This is a genomic window from Sphingobium fuliginis, assembly GCF_015074805.1.
GTDB lineage: Bacteria > Pseudomonadota > Alphaproteobacteria > Sphingomonadales > Sphingomonadaceae > Sphingobium > Sphingobium fuliginis.
The window spans coordinates 1,001,022-1,019,760 of sequence record NZ_CP060035.1; the positions used below are offsets into that span (position 1 = coordinate 1,001,022).

Sequence of the window (18,739 nt, forward strand, 5' to 3'; positions counted from 1 at the left end):
TCGCTGAATCGGCCCGGTTCACCGCTTGCGCGTCAGTTCTCGCATGGCGTCGTCAATCCCCTCGATCGTCAGGGGATACATGCGGCCATTCATGATTTCGCGGATCATCCTGGTCGACTGGCTATAGCCCCAATGCGCTTCCTGCGCGGGGTTCAGCCACACGGCGGCCGGATAGGTGTGCAGCACGCGGCTCAGCCAGGTTGCGCCCGGTTCCTCGTTCATATGTTCGACCGAGCCGCCGGGATGGCTGATCTCATAGGGGCTCATCGCCGCGTCCCCGACGAAGATCACCTTATAGTCATGCCCATATTTGTGGAGGATGTCCCAGGTCGGCGTTCGCTCCGAAAAGCGGCGGCGGTTGTCCTTCCACACGCCTTCGTAAAGGCAGTTGTGGAAGTAGAAGAATTCCATATTCTTGAATTCGCTCGTCGCTGCCGAGAACAGCTCCTCGCAAAGCGTGATGAACGGGTCCATCGATCCGCCCACGTCCAGGAACAGGAGCAGCTTCACCGCATTGTGCCGCTCCGGCCGCATGCGGATGTCGAGCCAGCCCTGCCGCGCGGTTCCCCGGATCGTTTCGTCCAGGTCCAGCTCGTCCGCCGCCCCCTCCCGCGCGAAGCGGCGCAGCCGCCGCAGCGCGACCTTGATGTTGCGGGTGCCCAGTTCCTTCTGATTGTCCAGATTGGCGAATTCGCGCTTTTCCCACACCTTGATGGCGCGCTTGTGCCGGCTCTCGCCGCCGATCCGCACCCCCTCCGGATTATAGCCGCCATGGCCGAAGGGCGAGGTGCCGCCGGTGCCGATCCATTTATTGCCGCCCTGATGACGCCCCTTCTGCTCCTCCAGCCGCTTCTTCAGCGTCTCCATGATCTCGTCCCAGCTTCCCAGCGACCTGATCTTCTCCATCTCCTGCGGACTGAGGAATTTCTCCGCCACCAGCCGCAGCCATTCCTCGGGAATGTCCGCCTCGACCCCTTCGCTGCCCAGCACGCCCTTGAAGACGCGGGCGAACACCTGGTCGAAACGGTCGATCAGTCCCTCATCCTTCACATAGGTGGCGCGGGCGAGATAATAGAAATCCTCGGGCCGCTGCCCGATGACGTCCCGGTCCAGCGCCTCCAGCAGCAGCAGATGTTCCTTTATGCCGGCGGGAATGCCGGCAGCGCGCAGCGCGTCGAGAAAGTTGAGCATCATGACGGCCCCTTGTCCGCCAGCTTGCCCGATCATGCAAGCGCGGGGCGTTGTCGGAATGTTAAGTGTTGCAATGCATCGTTAACAAGGCAGTATCCATATCGGGCGGAATAGGGCGGCGATCATTGGAAAACGGGGATTTGTTGACCGACCTGGGGGAAAGATCGGGCGACATCGCATTGCAATGCAGCGAAACGGCGGGTTTCCTGGGGGAACTGACCCGCCGCATCCAGGCGGATTCGGCGCATCTGGGGGAATTGCAGTCGACGATGGAGGCGCTGGCCGTCAGCCAGAATGAAAGCGTGCTCGCGGCGCAGGAACTCAGCCTTACGGCGCGTCGGGCGGGGCAGATCATCGCGCAGGGGCATGAGGCGATCGGACGTTCCCTGGGCCAGATCACGGAACTGATCGAGAATGTGACCGGACTGGAAGGGCATCTGCGTCAGTTCCTGGACGTCATCGAGACGGTCGGCGATATTTCGGGGCAACTGGGCGCGATCGCCCGCCAGACCCGCCTTCTGGGCGTGAACGCCGCGATCGAGGCGGCCCGCGGCGGCGAGGCGACGCAGGGCTTTGCCGTGGTGGCGGACGAGATCCGGCGGCTGGCCGGGCAGGCGGGCGAGTCCGCCGCGTCCGTGGGCGACAAGCTGGGCCAGCTGGACCGCGATGCCCGGCAACTGATCGGCGGGGTGGAGGCCAATATCCTGCGCGGCCGCGAAGTCGGTTCGCATATCGATACGCTGCGGGTCAGCATGGCCGAGATCGCTTCGCTGGTGACGCAGTTCGGGGATCGGTCTGAAACGATCGTCACCTGCACGGACGAGGCCGATGGCGACGTCGCGGCCCTGCGTCAGGGACTTGCCCGTTTCAGCCAGTCGGCGACGGAAAGTGCGACCCGCGTCGAAACCGCGCGCGGCCACCTGGAAGGGCTGGAGGGGATGGCGAACGCGATGCTCAACCGGGCGGCGCATAGCGGCCATGTCACGCGCAACAGCCGCTATATCGCCCTGGCCGAAGAAGGCGCGGAGGAGATTCAGGCGCTGATCGAGCGGGCGCTGGCGGAGGGGGAACTGGACATGGGCGGCCTGTTCGATACCGCCTACCGGCCGCTGCCCGGTTCCGACCCGATGCAATATGAAAATGGCTTCACCGCCTTTGCCGACCGCTGCGTGCAGCCCTTGCTCGACCGGCGGACCGCGCAGGACAGCGCCATCGTCGGCTGCTGCCTGATCGACATGAACGGCTATCTGCCGACGCATATCAGCGCGCGCAGCCAGCCGCAGCGGCCTGGGCAGACGCGCTGGAACATGGAACATGCCCGCAACCGGCAGATATTCATGGACAGCCAGACCCGCCGCGCGCTGGACGGCGATGGGGATTTCTTCCTGTTCACCTACCGTCAGGACTTGGGCGAGGGGCGTTATCGGGCATTGCGCAGCGTGTTCGTGCCGCTGATGTTCAGCGGACGGCGCTGGGGGCTTTATGAGGTCGGCTATCTGATCTGATCGCCCCTCTCAGCGCAGCTTCACGCCAGCCGTCCGCACCGTCACCTCGCCATTGGCGGCATAGTCGGCGGTCGCGCCGGCCTGGGCCGTCTGAGGGTCCTTTCCGTCCAGGATCTGGGCGATCTGGCGGGCGCTCGGCACCTTGTCATAGACGCCGTAGAGGTCGGTCTGACCCACGGAATGGATGGAGAGCCGATAGCCGTCCTTCGCGGGATCGAACGCGACCATGGTGCCTGCGTCGTCCACCGGCACGATGATCGCGCCATCTGCGGCGCCGGCCTGCTGGAGAATGTCGTAGCTGCCCTCGGCGGTGTCGACCTTGCCCCTTATGCAGAGCGGTTCCTGCCCTTCGCGCGGCAGGGAAATATCGGCGGGCGCGGACGTGGTTTGCGCGGTGAGGCGGGCGTCGCCGCCTTCATTGGCGGGGCAGGCGGCCAGTCGAGCGGGCCTGGTCGCATGGATCGAGGATGCATCATCGAACTGAAGACCCGCCAGCATGCCGTCCAGCCCGGCCAGCACTTCCTTCCGCCGTTCCGTCGGCCCGGTGACGCGGAGCTTCACCAGCCATCGCCCGGCGTGCAGGAAAGCCGCAGCCGTGGTGAGCGCGCCGTCGGCGGCATCGTCATAGACGGCGCGGATGGCGCCATTGGCATGTCCGGCCACCGCGACGCTGGAATAAGCGGTGCGGCGCGTCCTTGCTCCGAAACGCTCCGTCACGGCCTTGTCCGTCATATAGGCGGCGAGCGAGGCGTCGGCATAGCTGGGCAGATAGACATAGAGCGTCGCCTGGACCGCGCCGTCGTCGGACAGATATTGCGCGTAATTGTCGATGCCCTTGCCGCCGTTGGAAACCTCCCCGCTCTTGGCGAGCGACAGGCCGGCCACGCTTTGCGGCATGCCGATCCCCGCGGCGTCGGCGCGCAGGGCGGTGGCGGTGGGTGTCCAGGCTTCCCGTTCCTCGGCAGCGTGCGCGAACGCAGGCGCTGACAAGGCCAGCACCGCCGATAAAAGGGACAACGCACGCTTGGGCATTGGCATCCTTCCCTAAATTCATGGCCGTCTTTTCGCGGCTTTGAATGTCAGGAGGAAAGTTGAGCCGAAATGCACCGGCAGCGCAAGCGGCCTTTTAGCTTACGGGGGGCATTTGTGCCGGATAATGGGGCAGATCAGGGTCCAGATGCGCCCAGGCGGGCGCCGCGTCGGTCCAGATGACGGCCTGGGGGGCCAGAAGGTCGGGATCGTCAAGCGCTCCGGCGCGGACGAATGTCAGGTGCGGACGCGATTCGGCCAGGCTGAACAGCGGCGTGCCGCATTCGGGGCAGAAGCCGCGCCGCATCGCATTGCCGCTGTCCGCGACGCTGTGGTGCCAGCGCAGGTCGCCGGTGACGGTCAGCTTGTCGGAAGGGAAGCAGACATTCACCGTGCCCGATCCGCCGCCCAGATATTGGCAGAGCCGGCACCAGCACATGCGCGCCGCCAGGGGTTCCGCATCGATGCTGATCCGCACCTGTCCGCACAGGCATCCGGCTTGATGAGTCATGGTTCGCGGCCTTTCGTTGAGCGGGGGTGGAGTGGTCCCTATCGCCCCTGCCGCCGGGCCATGAAGGCGAGCCGTTCGAACATCATGATGTCCTGCTCATTCTTGAGCAGCGCGCCGTGCAGCGGCGGGATCGCTTTGGTGGGATCGCGGTCCTGCAATATGTCGAGCGGCATGTCCTCCGCCAGGATCAGCTTCAGCCAGTCGAGCAGTTCGCTGGTGGACGGCTTCTTCTTGAGGCCGGGCACCTCCCGGATTTCGTAGAATATTTCGAGAGCGCGGTTGACCAATATCTTCTGGATGCCGGGGAAATGCACGTCGATGATGGCCTGCATCGTCTCCCGGTCGGGAAATTTGATATAGTGGAAGAAGCAGCGGCGCAGGAAGGCGTCGGGCAGTTCCTTCTCGTTATTGGAGGTGATGACGACCACGGGCCGTTCCTTCGCCGCCACGGCCTCCCCCGTTTCATAGACATGGAAGGCCATGCGATCGAGTTCCTGCAACAGGTCGTTGGGGAATTCTATGTCGGCCTTGTCGATCTCATCGATCAGCAGGACCGGCAGGGTGGGGGAGGTGAATGCCTCCCACAGCTTGCCCTTGCGGATGTAATTGCCGATGTCGTGAACGCGCGGATCGCCCAGCTGGCCGTCGCGCAGGCGGGCGACGGCGTCATATTCATAAAGTCCCTGATGCGCCTTGGTCGTCGACTTGACGTTCCATTCGATCAGCGGAGCGTCCAGCGCCTTGGCGATTTCCTGCGCCAGCACGGTCTTGCCGGTGCCCGGCTCCCCCTTCACCAGCAGCGGACGGCGAAGCAGCACCGCGGCGTCGACGGCGACCTTCAGATCATCGGTGGCGACATAATCCCGCGTGCCTTCAAACCGCATGTTCCTGCTTCTCATCCTGCCTGTGTCGGGCCAACTATGGCAAAGCAGGGGAGGAGCGCAAAGCCTTTATGCGCGGCTTGCGGCCTGGTCCTTGCCGGCGCGGATCTTCGCGCGGGCCTGAAGGACGTCCCACAGCCCGCGATGCTGGTTCAGCAACTGGCGCGTTCCGAACAGGATGGCGCGGTCGATGGCATCGTCGCCGCCGATTTCCCTGGCGACCTCCAGCGTCGCCGCGCGGTCCGGAAGGTCGCAGACATGGGGTTCCAGCCCGACGCGAATCGCGGCGATGTCCAGCACATGCCGCACGGCCCGCCAGTCGAGCACCAGCGCGATGGCCGCCCCCATCGCGCAGCCGCGCCGGTCCGACTGGGCCAGCATGTCGAGGGCGTGGCGCTGCTGGCTGACGACGGTTTCGCAATCGCTCTGCCCCGCCGTGCTGGGGGCGGGGCCGACCGCGACCGTCACCTGGGTCAGATAGGCTCGTTCCCGCGCGAAGGCGTCGGCCGCCTGGATCAGCCAGGCGCGCGCCGCATTGTCCGCCGACCGCGTGGCGGCATGGTCGATCACGCCGGGGTGGCGGCCATGCAGAAGGCAAAGATAATAGGCGGCATCGGCCAGATCGGGCAGCGACAGCGTGGCATTGGGGCCGAAGCTGGCCCGCGCGCCACTGGCATAGCCATGCCCGGCCGTGCCGTCGGCGGCGACCACGGCGTCCAGGATCTGCGATACATCGCCAAATTGATAGCGCGGTGCTGCTTCGCTCATCGTCTTCCCCTAAAGCCCCGCTGCTGGCGCGGCCTCGTGCAGGCGACCCTAGAGAGTCGAGGTAAAAGAGGAGTTTACGCCAGTAAAAAAGGGCGGCCCGAAGCCGCCCTTTTGGATCATTCCGCCGCGTTGCCGCCTCGGTCTGCCGAGGCGCCGCGTTGCCGCCTCGGTCTGCCGAGGCGCCGCTATTGGTCGAGGAAGCTGCGCATCTTGCGGCTGCGGCTGGGGTGCTTGAGCTTGCGCAGCGCCTTCGCCTCGATCTGGCGGATTCGTTCGCGGGTCACGCTGAACTGCTGGCCGACCTCCTCCAGCGTATGGTCGGTGTTCATGCCGATGCCGAAGCGCATGCGCAGCACGCGCTCCTCACGCGGGGTCAGCGAGGCAAGCACGCGGGTGACGGTTTCCTTGAGGTTCGCCTGGATCGCGGCGTCCACCGGTATGATCGCATTCTTGTCCTCGATGAAATCGCCCAGATGCGAATCCTCCTCGTCGCCGATCGGCGTTTCGAGGGAGATCGGCTCCTTGGCGATCTTCATCACCTTGCGCACCTTCTCCAGCGGCATGGACAGCCGCTCGGCCATCTCCTCCGGAGTCGGTTCGCGGCCCTGCTCGTGCAGGAACTGGCGGCTGGTACGGACCAGCTTGTTGATCGTCTCGATCATGTGGACCGGGATGCGGATGGTCCGCGCCTGATCCGCGATGGAGCGAGTGATCGCCTGCCTGATCCACCAGGTCGCGTAGGTGCTGAACTTGTAGCCGCGCCGATATTCGAACTTGTCGACCGCCTTCATCAGGCCGATATTGCCTTCCTGAATAAGATCAAGGAATTGCAGGCCGCGGTTCGTATATTTTTTAGCGATGGAGATGACGAGGCGCAGGTTCGCCTCGACCATTTCCTTCTTCGCGATGCGCGCCTCGCGCTCGCCCTTCTGCACCATGTTGACGATGCGGCGGAATTCGGACAGCGACATGCCGGTCGCCTGCGCGATCTCGCTCACCTCAAGGCGGATGCGCTCGACCGCGCGCCCCTCGGCTGCGGCGAAGGCGGCCCATTTCTTGTCCAGACCGGACACCTTGTCGAGCCAGCCATCGTCCAGCTCATGATTGACATAGCGGTCGAGGAAATCCTTGCGGCTCACCTTGTGCCGTTCGGCCAGGCGCAGCATCTGCCCGCCCAGCGCGGTCAGGCGCCGGTTATAGGCGTAAAGCTGGTCGACCAGATATTCGATCTTCTGCTGGTGGAACTGGACGCTTTCGACCTCGGCGGTGAGCTGCTCGCGCAGTTCCTGATAGTCGTCCTCCGCCTTCTGGCTCAGCGTCTCGCCATTGGCCATGGCGGCCATGCGCGATTCCTGCGCCTTGGAGAAGGTGCGGAAAATCTCCGTGATGGTCGCGAATTTCTCCAGCGCCATCGGCTTCAGCGTCTCTTCCATCTGGGCGAGGGAGAGGGTGTTGTCCTCCTCTTCCTCCTCCTCCATCCGGCGGGCGCGCCGCTCCGTCAGGCCGTCCTCATCCTCGTCGGAATCGGCTGATTCCTCCTCCGGTTCCTCCTCTTCCTTGAAGCTGGGTCCGGCGGTCTTCTCGCTGATCTCGCCATCGTCGTCCTCGGCGCCTTCCTCCAGATTTTCCGGAGCGGGATCCTTGGACAGCATCGCGTCGAGATCCAGGATCTCGCGCAGCTGCATCTCGCCATTGTTGAGCGCGGTCGACCATTCGATGATCGCGTTGAAGGTGGTCGGGCTTTCGCACAGCCCCAGGATCATCGTGTCGCGGCCCGCCTCGATCCGCTTGGCGATGGCGATCTCGCCCTCGCGGCTGAGCAGTTCCACGGCCCCCATCTCGCGCAGGTACATGCGCACGGGGTCGTCGGTGCGGTCGACCGTTTCCTTCTTCTTCTCGGTAACGGGACGCGGCGAGCCATCGTCGTCGGCGCTGTCGTCGGCGCTGTCGTCGTCGCCGTCGTCGCGCTGATCCTCGCCGTCCTCGCTGGCTTCCTCATTCTCGACGATGTTCACGCCCATTTCGTTGAGCGCGGACATGATGTCCTCGATCTGCTCGGAGGACATCTGGTCCTGCGGCAGCGCGTCGTTCAGCTCGTCATAGGTGATGTAGCCGCGCTTCTTGGCGCGGGCGATCAGCTTCTTGACCGACGCCTCGTTCAGATCCAGCAGCGGTGCATCGCCGGTATCCGTATCCTCGCCCGCACCCTTGCTGTTCGCCTTGCTCGCCATTTATTCGCCTTAATTCCGCCGCCCCCGTGAAAGGGACGATCCATATCATATAATATCTTCGGACTGCGCCAGTTCCGCCAGGCGGCGATCATGATCCAGCTTCAACTTGCGGACCCTTTGCTGTTCAGCAAAGCTGTCCTCGTTGAGGTCGTCTCTCGCCCGCCGGGTGGCTTCAGCCAACGCCGCCTCCAGCTCCGGTCCCTGCGCCATCACCCGAATGGCCTCGTTCAGATCGCGCCGCACGCGATCCGAGTCGGCCTTGCTTCCATGGGGGGTGAATGTGAACGTGTCGGCCCGAAGCATTCCCTTCGCCATATTATACACTTCACCTTGCCCCAATATGGTAAGGAGGCCACCGGTTTCAACTGTTTCTTTGCTGAACGAGGCCGCGATCATCGCGTTCAGCAGTTCCGCCAGCACGGTGTCGGCGATGCGAAGCCCGATAAGCATCTCGCGATGCAGCGCAATCTGATCGGGATGCCGAAGCAGGCTGGCGAGGACGGCGCGCAAAAGCCGCTGCTCCATGCCGCTTGCGCCGATCGCCCTTGCCTCGCTTCCTGCGGGGGGCAGGGGGGGCTTCCAATTGCCGCGCCGGTCGCGCTGCCAGCCGGAGCGGGCGCTGCCCCCGCCGCGCTGATGACGGGGCTGGAAGGCCGCCCGCGCGAAGAACAGCGCGTCATAGCGTTCCCGAAAGGCGTGGACATAATGCGCCCGCACGTCGGGATGGGCGATGGCGTCGGTGATCGCGGACAGGCGCTGCTTGAGCGCGGCGCGCTGCTCCGGCGTATCCAGCGGCGCGGCAGCCTGTTCATATTTCCAAAGGCGCTCGACCAGCGGTTCGGCGGCGCCCAGCACCGCTTCCATCGCCGCAGGCCCCTCCGCGCGGATGAGGTCGTCCGGGTCCTGCCCGGCCGGCAGAGTCGCAAAGGCCAGGCTCATGCCCGGTCGGAGCAGGGGCAGGGCCCGGGTCGCTGCACGGATCGCGGCCTTCTGCCCCGCCGAATCGCCGTCGAAACAGAGGATCGGCACATCGGCCATCTTCCACAGGCGCTCGATCTGATGTTCCGTAAGCGCCGTGCCCAGGGGCGCCACCGATTCTTCAAAGCCGGCCTGGGCGAGGGCGATCACGTCCATATAGCCCTCCACGACGATGATCCGGCCCGTCTGCCGGCTGGCGGGGGAGGCCCGGTCGATATTGTAGAGCGTCCGCCCCTTGTCGAAGAGCGGCGTGTCGGGGGAGTTCAGATATTTGGGTTCGCCCGCGCCCAATATGCGCCCGCCAAAAGCGATCACCCGGCCTCTGATGTCCCGGATCGGCAACATCAGCCGGCCCCGGAAGCGATCATAGCTGTCGCGCTTTCTGGCATTTCCGCTATCCGGCTCGGCGCCATCCGGGTCGATGAGCAATCCCGCCTCGATCAGCAGCGGTTCGCCAAATTCCTTGAGGGCTGTCTTGAGCCGCCCCCGCCCGTCAGGCGAGAAGCCGAAGCCGAAGGTCCTGGCCGTTCCCGCGGCGATGCCGCGCTGCTGGAGATAGGCTCTCGCCTCCGCGCCTTCAATTCCGCCAAGCTGCTCCTCGAAAAAGCCCTGCGCGGCGGCCATGACGTCATGCAGGCCCCTGGCCTGTTCCGCCCGTTTCGCCGCGCGCGGATCGGGCGCGGGAACGTCCATGCCCGCCGCCTGCGCCAGTTCCTTCACCGCTTCCATGAAGGGAAGGCCGCGATGATCGGTCATCCACCGGATTGCGTCGCCATGCGCGCCGCAGCCGAAGCAGTGATAGAAGCCCTTTTCGTCGTTTATCGTGAAGCTGGGCGTCTTCTCATTATGGAAGGGGCAGCAGGCCTTATATTCGCGGCCTGCCTTCTGCACCTTCACCGTCCGCCCGATCAGGGTGGAAAGAGAGGTGCGCGCGCGCAATTCGTCGAGGAAGGCCGGGGATAGGCTCATGCCCAGCTCAAATCCGCACGCCTGAACGCATCGGCCAGAACTCCGTTCGTTTCGAGCGAAGCCGAGAAACGCTCGCGCGGCGGCCGGGCGAGCAGGGAAACAAAGGACCAATTGCCCGCGATCATTGCCTCCTTTTTGGCATGCGACCAGCCGCCGACGATCCGTTCCGCTTCCAAGGCTTCAATTCGGGAAGAAAAGGCTTCGCTCCAGACCAGCATGAGCGGCAAGCGCCTGCGTGTGAATTGGCTGCCCTGTCCTGCCCGATGCCGTCCAATCCTATGGTGGAGGTCATCGGTGCGACCCGTATGATAGCGCCCATCCGAGCATCGCAGCATATAGGTCCAGAACGCCATCATGCGATTATGCCGGAACGTCCATCAATGTCGAGGGCGCGCCGGATGCAGGAAGATTGCGAAGATGTTGCCTCAGGAAAGCGCCGCCTTCACCAGCCCGCTGGCCTTGCTCATGTCGATCACCGATCCGTGCCGTTCCTTCAGCACGGCCATGACCTTGCCCATGTCCTTGACGCTCGCCGCGCCCACTTCCGCCTTGATCGCCTCTATGGCGGCCTTCGTCTCGTCCTCGCTGAGCTGTTGCGGCAGGAAGCTGTCGATCACGTCCAGTTCGGCCTGTTCCTTCGCGGCCAGTTCGTCGCGGCCGCCGCTCCTGAACATGTCGATGGATTCGCGGCGCTGCTTCGCCATCTTCTGGAGCACCTCGACCACGACCGTGTCGTCATCCGGCACGCTGGACGCGGTGCGCAGTTCTATGTCGCGATCCTTCAGCTTCGCCAGGATCAGGCGCACGGCGGCCAGCCGATCCTTCTCTCCCGCCTTCATGGCGGCGATTTGGGCGCTTTTGATCTCGTCGCGAATCATGCGAATGAATCCTGTCTCTTCCGGAAAGGTCCAGATATAACGCCAAAAGAGATTTTTAACAGGAGTTGACCCCGCGGCCTCTCGCGCATAGGTGACCGGCCGTTTAACCCGCTTCAGACGGGTTCCCGCAAAAGCATAAAGGACGATACGACCATGGCTGACGCCAAAACCCTCATTGTGCCCAAAGGAGCGACAGGGGTGTTGGTTTTCGCCGATGGCTCCGCCGTCTTCGGTCGCGGCTTCGGCGCTGTCGGCGATGCGGTGGGCGAACTGTGCTTCAACACGGCCATGACCGGTTATCAGGAAGTGATGACCGACCCCAGCTATGCGGGGCAGATCGTCACCTTCACCTTCCCGCATATCGGCAATGTCGGCACGAACCTGGACGATGTGGAGGCGGAGCTGCCCCACGCGCTGGGCTGCGTCGTGCGGCAGGACGTGACGGAACCCAGCAACTTCCGCAATGTCGAGCCCTTCGATCAGTGGATGAAGGAAAATGGCCGCATTGGCCTTGCCGGCGTCGACACCCGCGCGCTGACCAGGCTGATCCGGGTCAAGGGCGCGCCCAATGTCGTGATCGCGCACGATCCGGAGGGGCGGTTCGACATCGAGGCGCTGGCCGCCAGGGCTGCGGCCTGGCCGGGTCTGGAGGGCATGGACCTTGCCATCGAAGTCTCCGCCAAGGAAAGCCGCCTCTGGAAGGACGGCGTGTGGAAGCTGGGTTTCGGCTACGGCCTCGATGAAGCCGGTGAAGAGCGGCCCCATGTCGTCGCGATCGATTATGGCGCGAAGAACAATATCTTCCGCAATCTGGTGAAGGCCGGCGCCCGCGTCACCGTGCTGCCCGCCACCGCCAGCTATGAGCAGGTGATGGAGCATAATCCCGACGGCGTGTTCCTTTCCAACGGCCCCGGCGACCCCGCCGCGACCGGCGAATATGCCGTGCCGGTGATCCGGAAGCTGCTGGACGCGGACAAGCCGGTCTTCGGCATCTGCCTTGGCCACCAGATGCTGGCGCTGGCGGCGGGCGCTAAGACCGTCAAGATGCATCAGGGCCATCGCGGCGCCAACCATCCGGTCAAGCGCCTGTCCGACGGTCTGGTCGAGATCACGTCGATGAACCACGGCTTCGCGGTCGACGCCGATACGCTGCCCGCCAATGTGAAGCCGACCCATGTGTCGCTCTTCGACGGCAGCAATTGCGGCATCGAACTGACGGATAAGAAGGCTTTCTCGGTCCAGTACCACCCAGAAGCCTCGCCCGGCCCGCAGGACAGCTTCTATCTGTTCGAGCGGTTCGTTGAGGGTCTGGGGCAGAGTTCCTGATATGTCATCTCACACTATCGTAGCATCTACGAAGCATGAGGATCTGACCGTTCACACCACCCATGCCGTTGCGACCAATACAGATCCCGAGGACGGAGATTGGTGGTGGAAGGAGTTGGTGAAGCCGACTTCGATCAGTCTCCGGCCCCGTTTCATGGGCCGTTCTCATCAGAGGAAGAGGCCGTTGCTGATGCAGAGCGGCATTTTCAAGGCGAACATGCCGCAAACTGCGGTTGCATAATGAGTGAGCAATAATGCCCAAACGCACCGACATCTCCTCCATCCTCATCATCGGCGCTGGTCCGATCATCATCGGCCAGGCTTGCGAGTTCGACTATTCGGGCACGCAGGCGGTGAAGGCGCTCAAGGAAGAGGGCTATCGCATCATCCTGGTGAATTCCAACCCGGCCACCATCATGACCGATCCGGAATTCGCCGACGCGACCTATGTCGAGCCGATCACGCCCGAAATCGTGGCGAAGATCATCGAGAAGGAACGCCCCGACGCGGTGTTGCCGACCATGGGCGGGCAGACGGCGCTCAACACGGCGCTCGCTCTCTTCAATGACGGCACGCTGGAGAAGTTCGGCGTCAAGATGATCGGCGCGGATGCGGTCGCCATCGACAAGGCGGAGGACCGCCTGAAATTCCGCGACGCGATGGACAAGATCGGGCTGGAATCCGCCCGCTCACGCATCGCACATACTATGGAAGAAGCGCTGGAAGCCCTTGAATTCACTGGGCTTCCTTCGATCATCCGCCCCAGTTTCACGCTCGGCGGCACTGGCGGCGGCGTTGCCTATAACAAGGACGAGTTCAAGCAGATCGTGGCCGCGGGCCTTGACGCGTCGCCCACCACCGAGGTGCTGATCGAGGAATCGCTGCTCGGCTGGAAGGAATATGAGATGGAGGTCGTCCGGGACCGGAACGACAATGCCATCATCATCTGCTCGATCGAGAATGTCGATCCGATGGGGGTCCATACCGGGGATTCCATCACCGTCGCGCCCGCGCTGACGCTGACCGACAAGGAATATCAGATCATGCGCAACGCGAGCATCGCGGTGCTGCGTGAAATCGGCGTGGAAACAGGCGGTTCGAACGTACAGTTCGCAGTCAATCCGAAGGACGGCCGTCTGATCGTCATCGAAATGAACCCGCGGGTTTCCCGCTCGTCCGCGTTGGCTTCCAAGGCGACGGGCTTCCCCATCGCGAAGGTCGCGGCGAAGCTCGCCGTCGGCTACACGCTGGATGAGATCGAGAACGACATCACCGGCGCCACCCCCGCGTCGTTCGAGCCGACCATCGACTATGTCGTGACCAAGATCCCGCGCTTCGCCTTCGAGAAGTTCAAGGGCAGCGAACCGCTGCTCGGTACCGCGATGAAGTCGGTGGGCGAGGTGATGGCGATCGGCCGCAACATCCATGAATCGATGCAGAAGGCGCTGCGGGGCCTGGAAACCGGACTTTGCGGCTTCAATGAGGTCGACCATCTCGTCGGCGCGCCCAAGGACGACATCATCGCCGCGCTCGCCCAGCCCACGCCCGACCGCCTGCTGGTCGCCGCGCAGGCCCTGCGCGAGGGCCTCACCGTCGCTGAAATCCACAATATCGCGAAGTTCGACCCCTGGTTCCTGGAGCGGATCAAGGAGATCATCGACGCCGAAGCGGAAATTCTGAACAACGGCCTGCCGCAGGATGCTGACGGCATGCGCCGGCTGAAGTCGATGGGCTTTTCCGACAAGCGCCTTGCCTATCTTGCGCTCAAATCGGCCAATCTGCGCGGCATGGAACGGGGCATCGCGCGCGGGTCGGGCCTGATCCACGAAGCGGTCAAGGCCATGACCGGCGGCGTCACGGAGGATGAGGTCCGCGCGCTGCGCCACAGGCTGGGCGTGCGCCCCGTGTTCAAGCGCATCGACACCTGCGCCGCCGAGTTCGAGGCGAAGACGCCCTATATGTACTCGACCTACGAAGCGCCGATCTTCGGCGATGCGGAGAATGAGGCGCAGCCCAGCGACAGGAAGAAGGTCGTGATCCTGGGCGGCGGTCCCAACCGCATCGGGCAGGGCATCGAGTTCGACTATTGCTGCGTCCATGCCTGCTTCGCGCTGGCGGAGGCGGGTTATGAGACGATCATGGTCAACTGCAACCCGGAAACGGTGTCGACCGACTATGACACGTCGGACCGTCTCTATTTCGAGCCGCTGACGGCGGAGGACGTGCTGGAAATCCTGAGCGTCGAGATGTCGAACGGAACGCTGGCCGGCGTGATCGTCCAGTTCGGTGGGCAGACGCCGCTCAAGCTGGCGCAGGCGCTGGAAAATGCGGGCGTGCCGATCCTGGGCACGTCGCCCGACGCCATCGACCTGGCGGAGGACCGCGAGCGGTTCGCCGCGCTGATCGACAGGCTGAAACTGAAGCAGCCCGCCAACGGCATCGCGCGCAGCCGCGAGGAGGCGATCGCCGTCGCCAACCGCATCGGCTATCCGGTGCTGATGCGCCCGTCTTATGTCCTTGGCGGCCGCGCCATGGAGATCGTCGACGGTCAGGCGCAGCTGGAGGAATATATCGCCACCGCCGTTCAGGTGTCGGGCGACTCCCCGGTGCTGATCGACCAGTATCTGCGCGACGCGGTCGAGGTGGATGTGGACGCGCTCTGCGACGGCGACGATGTGGTGGTCGCCGGCGTGCTCCAGCATATCGAGGAGGCGGGCGTCCATTCCGGCGACTCCGCCTGCTCGCTGCCGCCCTACAGCCTGTCGGACGACATCATCGCGGAGATCGAGCGTCAGGCCGATGTCCTCGCCCGCGCGCTGTCGGTCTGCGGGCTCATGAACATCCAGTTCGCGGTCAAGGACGGCGTCGTCTATCTGATCGAGGTCAATCCCCGCGCCAGCCGGACGGTGCCCTTCGTCGCCAAGGCCATCGGCACGCCGATCGCCAAGATCGCCAGCCGCGTCATGGCGGGCGAGAAGCTCAAGGATCTGCCGAAGATCGACCGGAACGCCATCGACCATATCGCGGTCAAGGAAGCCGTCTTCCCCTTCGCCCGCTTCCCCGGCGTCGATCCGGTGCTCTCGCCGGAAATGAAGAGCACCGGCGAAGTCATGGGCATCGACAGCGATTTCGCCACGGCCTTCGCCAAGGCGCAGCTGGGCGCGGGGACCATCCTGCCCAAGGGCGGCACGGTGTTCGTGTCGGTCAAGGACAGCGACAAGCCGGTGATCCTGCCCGCCGTGCAGAAGATGGCGGCGCTGGGCTTCGCCATCATCGCCACGGGCGGCACGGCCCGCTATCTGGAGGAGCAGGGCATCGCCGTCCAGCCGGTCAACAAGGTGGCCGAAGGGCGCCCGCATATCGTCGACAGGATCACCGACGGGGACGTCGACCTGATCTTCAACACGACGGAGGGCTGGCAGTCGCTCAAGGACAGCAAGGCGATCCGCACCAGCGCGCTGCGCGCCAAGGTCGCCAGCTTCACCACGGCGGCGGCCAGCGTCGCGGCGGCGAATGCGATCGAGGCTCTTCGGGGGCATGCCCTTGAAGTGCGTTCGCTCCAGTCCTATTATCCTGTGTCGCAAGCCTGATCCCCTGCACAAGGAAGCACGCTGCGGGTGGCCCCAAGGTCGGGGCCGCCAAAGGGAAGTTTTGACGAAGGATTTGCAAGAATGGCGACCGTCGAGAAGATGCCGATGCTGCAGATGGGCTATGACAAGCTCAACGAGCAGCTCCGCGAGTTGAAGGCCGAGCGGCCGTTGATCGTGGACGCCATCGAAGAAGCCCGCGCGCACGGCGATCTGTCGGAAAATGCCGAATATCACGCCGCCAAGGAGCGTCAGGGCCAGGTTGAAGCCACCATTGCCGATCTGGAAGACAAGCTGTCGCGTGCCCAGATCATCGATCCCAGGACGCTTTCGGGCGACAAGGTCGTGTTCGGCGCGACCGTCACCCTGCTCGATGAGGACGACAAGCCGGTCAAGTACCAGATCGTGGGGCAGGCCGAAGCTGACGCCAAGCTTGGCATGATCAGCTATAACAGCCCCCTGGGCCGCGCGCTGATCGGGCGCCAGATCGGCGAGGAGGTCGAGGTGTCGGTGCCATCGGGCGACAAATTCTACCTGGTCGACAAGATCGATTTCATCTGATCCATCCGTGAAACTGCCTGCCGGTCGCATGACGAACGGGATTGCGGCGATCACCTTCGTCGCCTTCCTGCTGCTTTACCTGACGGGGCAGGTCGATAATGCCGCGATCATGGCCGGCTTCATCCCCGCACGGGTGGAGGATGGCGCCCTGCTGGCCGGCATGGCGGCCGTTCCGGTGTGGCTGACGCCGATCAGTTGCACGCTGGTCCATGCCAACTGGCTGCATGTCGGCTTCAACCTGTTCATGTTCGTCTTCTGCGGGCGACAGGTGGAGCATGTGCTGGACAAGGGCGCGACGCTGCTGCTCTACATTGCCGGAGCCTATGGCGCGACGGCGCTGCAATGGGCGATCGATCCGCATTCCACCAATCCCATGGTCGGCGCCAGCGGGGCCATATCGGCGGTCATCGCGACCTATGCGCTGCTCTACAGCCAGCAGAAGGTCCGGCGGGTTGGACCGGTGTCGGCCAATCTGGTTCGTCTGCTCTGGCTGGCGGCAAGCTGGATCGTGCTTCAGCTCATGATCGGTTTCGCCACGGCGCAGGGATTGGGCGACCTGGGGCAGATTGCTGTTGCCGCGCATATCGGCGGCTTTCTGGTGGGGCTGGTGCTGACGCGCCCTTTGCTGCGCTGGCGTTTCCGCAAACGTCCCCAGCCCCTTTCCTGACGCCCGGCTTTCCTGCTCTTCAGCCGCTGGGCAGATCGGGTTCCAGCAGCCGGTGCAGGTGCACGATCACATAGCGCATCTCCGCATCGTCGACCGTCCGCTGAGCAGCGCCGCGCCAGGCATTTTCTGCACTGCTGTAATCGGGATAGACGCCGACCAGCTCGATCGAACTCAGATCTTCGAATTCCAGCGTTTGAGGATTTTTGACGCGACCGCCCATTACAAGGTGCAGCTTGCTCATGGTATCTTATGTTCTCCTGCTCGGTGAACCCATAGCGTAGCAGGCCGCCCGCACCCGTCCAAGGGGGCAGGCGGCCGGATCAGCATGCTTTTGGCGGCAGCGCGATTACGTTTTTGGCAATCGGGCCTTCACCGCTTCGCTCAGCGCGTCGACCTTCGCGGCGACCAGCGCAGCCACATCGTCGGCAAGGCGGGACGCCTTTGCACCGAGGTCGGCGGACGCCACGCTGTCGCGTGCCGATGCCGCCGCTTCCCTCGTCCCCTCGGCCGCATTGTGCAGCGCCTCGCCAGCGTTCGACCGCAGGCTTTCCGCATTTTCCGCCGCCACGGCCCTGGCGGCGAGCGCCGCTTCCAGCACCTTGGCGCCCGCACTGCTGGCAAGGCCGGGCAGGGCCTTCATGGCCGCGCGGCTCTTGGGGAACATCCATGCGATGACGGCTCCGGCCGCGACGGCGCCCGCGACGGCGGCGATGGGGTGTTCCTGAACGATTTCATTGGCGCGGGCCGCGATCCGTTGCGACCGGTCGCGCGCGTCCGCATAGGCATCGCCCGCCTTTTCACGGCTCGTCTGGATCAGGTCGCCGGCGCTTTCCCTCGCGCGATCCGCCGTATCGCGGAACTTGCCGGACGCGGTCCCGGCAATGTCGTTCGCGGCTTCACGGGCGCGGGTGATTTGCGTGCGGATGTCAGCCATCGTCAGTCTCCGAAATCTCTTCTGTGCGGTTGCTTATCCGAACGTATATCTGCCGGAAAAGTGCCCCGAGCGGACGGCGCAGCAAATAGAGCGCGAGCGCGCCCGTTGCCGCGGCCGTGGCGGCCGGCCGTTGCTGGACCTTGGCAGCCGCATAGGCGGCGCCGTCCATCAGCGTTTCCGTTGCCTTGTCCTTCGCGTCCTGCTTGAGCCGGGCGGGGGTGAGGCGCGCCCTGGCGGCGAGGGCGCTGGAGATGAGCGCGGCCTTGCGCGCATCCGCCCGCGCCACCGCATCGCGATAGGCTTCTTCGCGCTTCATGGCTTCACCGCCTTCTTCATCCGGTCGATGCGGCCCTTCGCGACCAGCAGCAGCAGCAGCGCGATGACCAGCGCGCCGCCGAATACCGCGCCCGTCGCCCAGCCGGGCCCGACAAGCGGCGACAACGCCAAGATGATGCCCACCAGCCCGGCGACGATCGCCGCGAAGGCAAGCATGATGCCCGCCGTCGCGAAGATCAGCGCATCGCGGACCCCCGCGCCGACGATGCCGGCGCGCAGCTTCTGCCGTTCGACTTCCGCTTCCGCATAGGCCCGCCCGTCGCTGTACAGGCGTGTGAAGACGTCCCGCACGGACTCTTCCTGTGCCTCGGTCTGCAGGGGCTCTTGAGTCAATATATCCTCCGCCCCGCGCCGGGGCCCTGTCGTCCGTCAATGGGCAAGGACGCG

18 protein-coding genes are annotated in these 18,739 nt (G+C 64.4%); 5 read left to right on the forward strand and 13 right to left on the reverse strand.

The annotated features are described in order from the left end of the window. Window positions 1-18: 18 nt before the first annotated feature. Window positions 19-1,194 carry a vWA domain-containing protein gene (locus H5V43_RS04720; RefSeq protein WP_025549040.1) on the reverse strand — a complete coding sequence of 392 codons (1,176 nt, stop codon included), beginning with the start codon at window positions 1,192-1,194 and terminating at the stop codon, window positions 19-21. 137 nt (window positions 1,195-1,331) lie between these two features. Here H5V43_RS04720 and H5V43_RS04725 point away from each other — a divergent pair, with 137 nt between their 5' ends. After that, on the forward strand, window positions 1,332-2,696 hold the full coding sequence (locus H5V43_RS04725; RefSeq protein ID WP_025549042.1) for a methyl-accepting chemotaxis protein: 1,365 nt from the start codon (window positions 1,332-1,334) through the stop codon (window positions 2,694-2,696). A 9-nt stretch (window positions 2,697-2,705) separates the two neighbouring features. Here H5V43_RS04725 and H5V43_RS04730 read toward each other — a convergent pair whose 3' ends face one another. The 8 genes from H5V43_RS04730 to H5V43_RS04765 all read right to left on the reverse strand — a co-directional run bounded on the left by H5V43_RS04730 (window position 2,706) and on the right by H5V43_RS04765 (window position 10,941). Beyond that, the gene (locus H5V43_RS04730) at window positions 2,706-3,728 is read right to left on the reverse strand and encodes a hypothetical protein (RefSeq protein WP_025549043.1); all 1,023 of its coding nucleotides are present in this window, start codon (window positions 3,726-3,728) and stop codon (window positions 2,706-2,708) included. 94 nt (window positions 3,729-3,822) lie between these two features. Next, entirely contained in the window at window positions 3,823-4,236 is a 414-nt protein-coding gene (locus tag H5V43_RS04735; protein WP_025549045.1) for a GFA family protein, read from the reverse strand. Window positions 4,237-4,274: 38 nt separating this feature from the next. Further along, the gene (locus tag H5V43_RS04740; RefSeq protein WP_025549046.1) at window positions 4,275-5,120 is read right to left on the reverse strand and encodes an AAA family ATPase; all 846 of its coding nucleotides are present in this window, start codon (window positions 5,118-5,120) and stop codon (window positions 4,275-4,277) included. A 66-nt stretch (window positions 5,121-5,186) separates the two neighbouring features. Next, complete coding sequence (locus tag H5V43_RS04745) at window positions 5,187-5,885, reverse strand: DUF6975 family protein (RefSeq protein ID WP_025549047.1); 699 nt, start codon at window positions 5,883-5,885, stop codon at window positions 5,187-5,189. 185 nt (window positions 5,886-6,070) lie between these two features. After that, window positions 6,071-8,116: an RNA polymerase sigma factor RpoD gene (gene rpoD, locus H5V43_RS04750; RefSeq protein ID WP_025549049.1), complete on the reverse strand. Its 2,046-nt coding sequence runs from the start codon at window positions 8,114-8,116 to the stop codon at window positions 6,071-6,073. Between the two features lie 45 nt (window positions 8,117-8,161). After that, a complete protein-coding gene (gene dnaG / locus H5V43_RS04755) occupies window positions 8,162-10,063 on the reverse strand; it encodes a DNA primase (protein ID WP_193666784.1) in 1,902 nt (633 codons plus the stop codon). Continuing rightward, entirely contained in the window at window positions 10,060-10,419 is a 360-nt protein-coding gene (locus H5V43_RS04760; RefSeq protein ID WP_306303084.1) for a GIY-YIG nuclease family protein, read from the reverse strand. Before H5V43_RS04760 ends, dnaG begins: the two co-directional genes overlap by 4 nt. A gap of 69 nt (window positions 10,420-10,488) precedes the next feature. Then, window positions 10,489-10,941 (reverse strand): GatB/YqeY domain-containing protein, encoded by a 453-nt coding sequence (locus tag H5V43_RS04765; RefSeq protein WP_025549052.1) that lies wholly within the window; start codon window positions 10,939-10,941, stop codon window positions 10,489-10,491. Window positions 10,942-11,094: 153 nt separating this feature from the next. On the opposite strand from H5V43_RS04765, the gene carA reads away from it, so the two are divergent. The 4 genes from carA to H5V43_RS04785 all read left to right on the forward strand — a co-directional run bounded on the left by carA (window position 11,095) and on the right by H5V43_RS04785 (window position 17,082). Then, entirely contained in the window at window positions 11,095-12,267 is a 1,173-nt protein-coding gene (gene carA / locus H5V43_RS04770) for a glutamine-hydrolyzing carbamoyl-phosphate synthase small subunit (protein WP_099185815.1), read from the forward strand. A gap of 254 nt (window positions 12,268-12,521) precedes the next feature. Further along, window positions 12,522-15,857 (forward strand): carbamoyl-phosphate synthase large subunit, encoded by a 3,336-nt coding sequence (carB, locus tag H5V43_RS04775; protein ID WP_099185814.1) that lies wholly within the window; start codon window positions 12,522-12,524, stop codon window positions 15,855-15,857. An 81-nt stretch (window positions 15,858-15,938) separates the two neighbouring features. After that, window positions 15,939-16,415, forward strand: coding sequence for a transcription elongation factor GreA (gene greA / locus H5V43_RS04780; protein ID WP_025549056.1), 477 nt, complete (start codon window positions 15,939-15,941; stop codon window positions 16,413-16,415). Window positions 16,416-16,443: 28 nt separating this feature from the next. Then, the gene (locus H5V43_RS04785; protein ID WP_037482410.1) at window positions 16,444-17,082 is read left to right on the forward strand and encodes a rhomboid family intramembrane serine protease; all 639 of its coding nucleotides are present in this window, start codon (window positions 16,444-16,446) and stop codon (window positions 17,080-17,082) included. Between the two features lie 19 nt (window positions 17,083-17,101). Here the strand turns inward: H5V43_RS04785 and H5V43_RS04790 are convergent, their stop codons facing one another. From H5V43_RS04790 to H5V43_RS04805, 4 genes are all read right to left on the reverse strand, one after another. Then, window positions 17,102-17,323 (reverse strand): DUF4170 domain-containing protein, encoded by a 222-nt coding sequence (locus H5V43_RS04790; RefSeq protein ID WP_025549059.1) that lies wholly within the window; start codon window positions 17,321-17,323, stop codon window positions 17,102-17,104. A gap of 105 nt (window positions 17,324-17,428) precedes the next feature. After that, a complete protein-coding gene (locus tag H5V43_RS04795; protein WP_099185813.1) occupies window positions 17,429-18,016 on the reverse strand; it encodes a DUF883 family protein in 588 nt (195 codons plus the stop codon). Further along, window positions 18,009-18,332 carry a hypothetical protein gene (locus H5V43_RS04800; protein WP_025549060.1) on the reverse strand — a complete coding sequence of 108 codons (324 nt, stop codon included), beginning with the start codon at window positions 18,330-18,332 and terminating at the stop codon, window positions 18,009-18,011. The genes H5V43_RS04795 and H5V43_RS04800 overlap by 8 nt, the downstream gene beginning before the upstream one ends. After that, window positions 18,329-18,643, reverse strand: coding sequence for a phage holin family protein (locus H5V43_RS04805; protein WP_099185812.1), 315 nt, complete (start codon window positions 18,641-18,643; stop codon window positions 18,329-18,331). Before H5V43_RS04805 ends, H5V43_RS04800 begins: the two co-directional genes overlap by 4 nt. Window positions 18,644-18,739 lie beyond the last annotated feature (96 nt).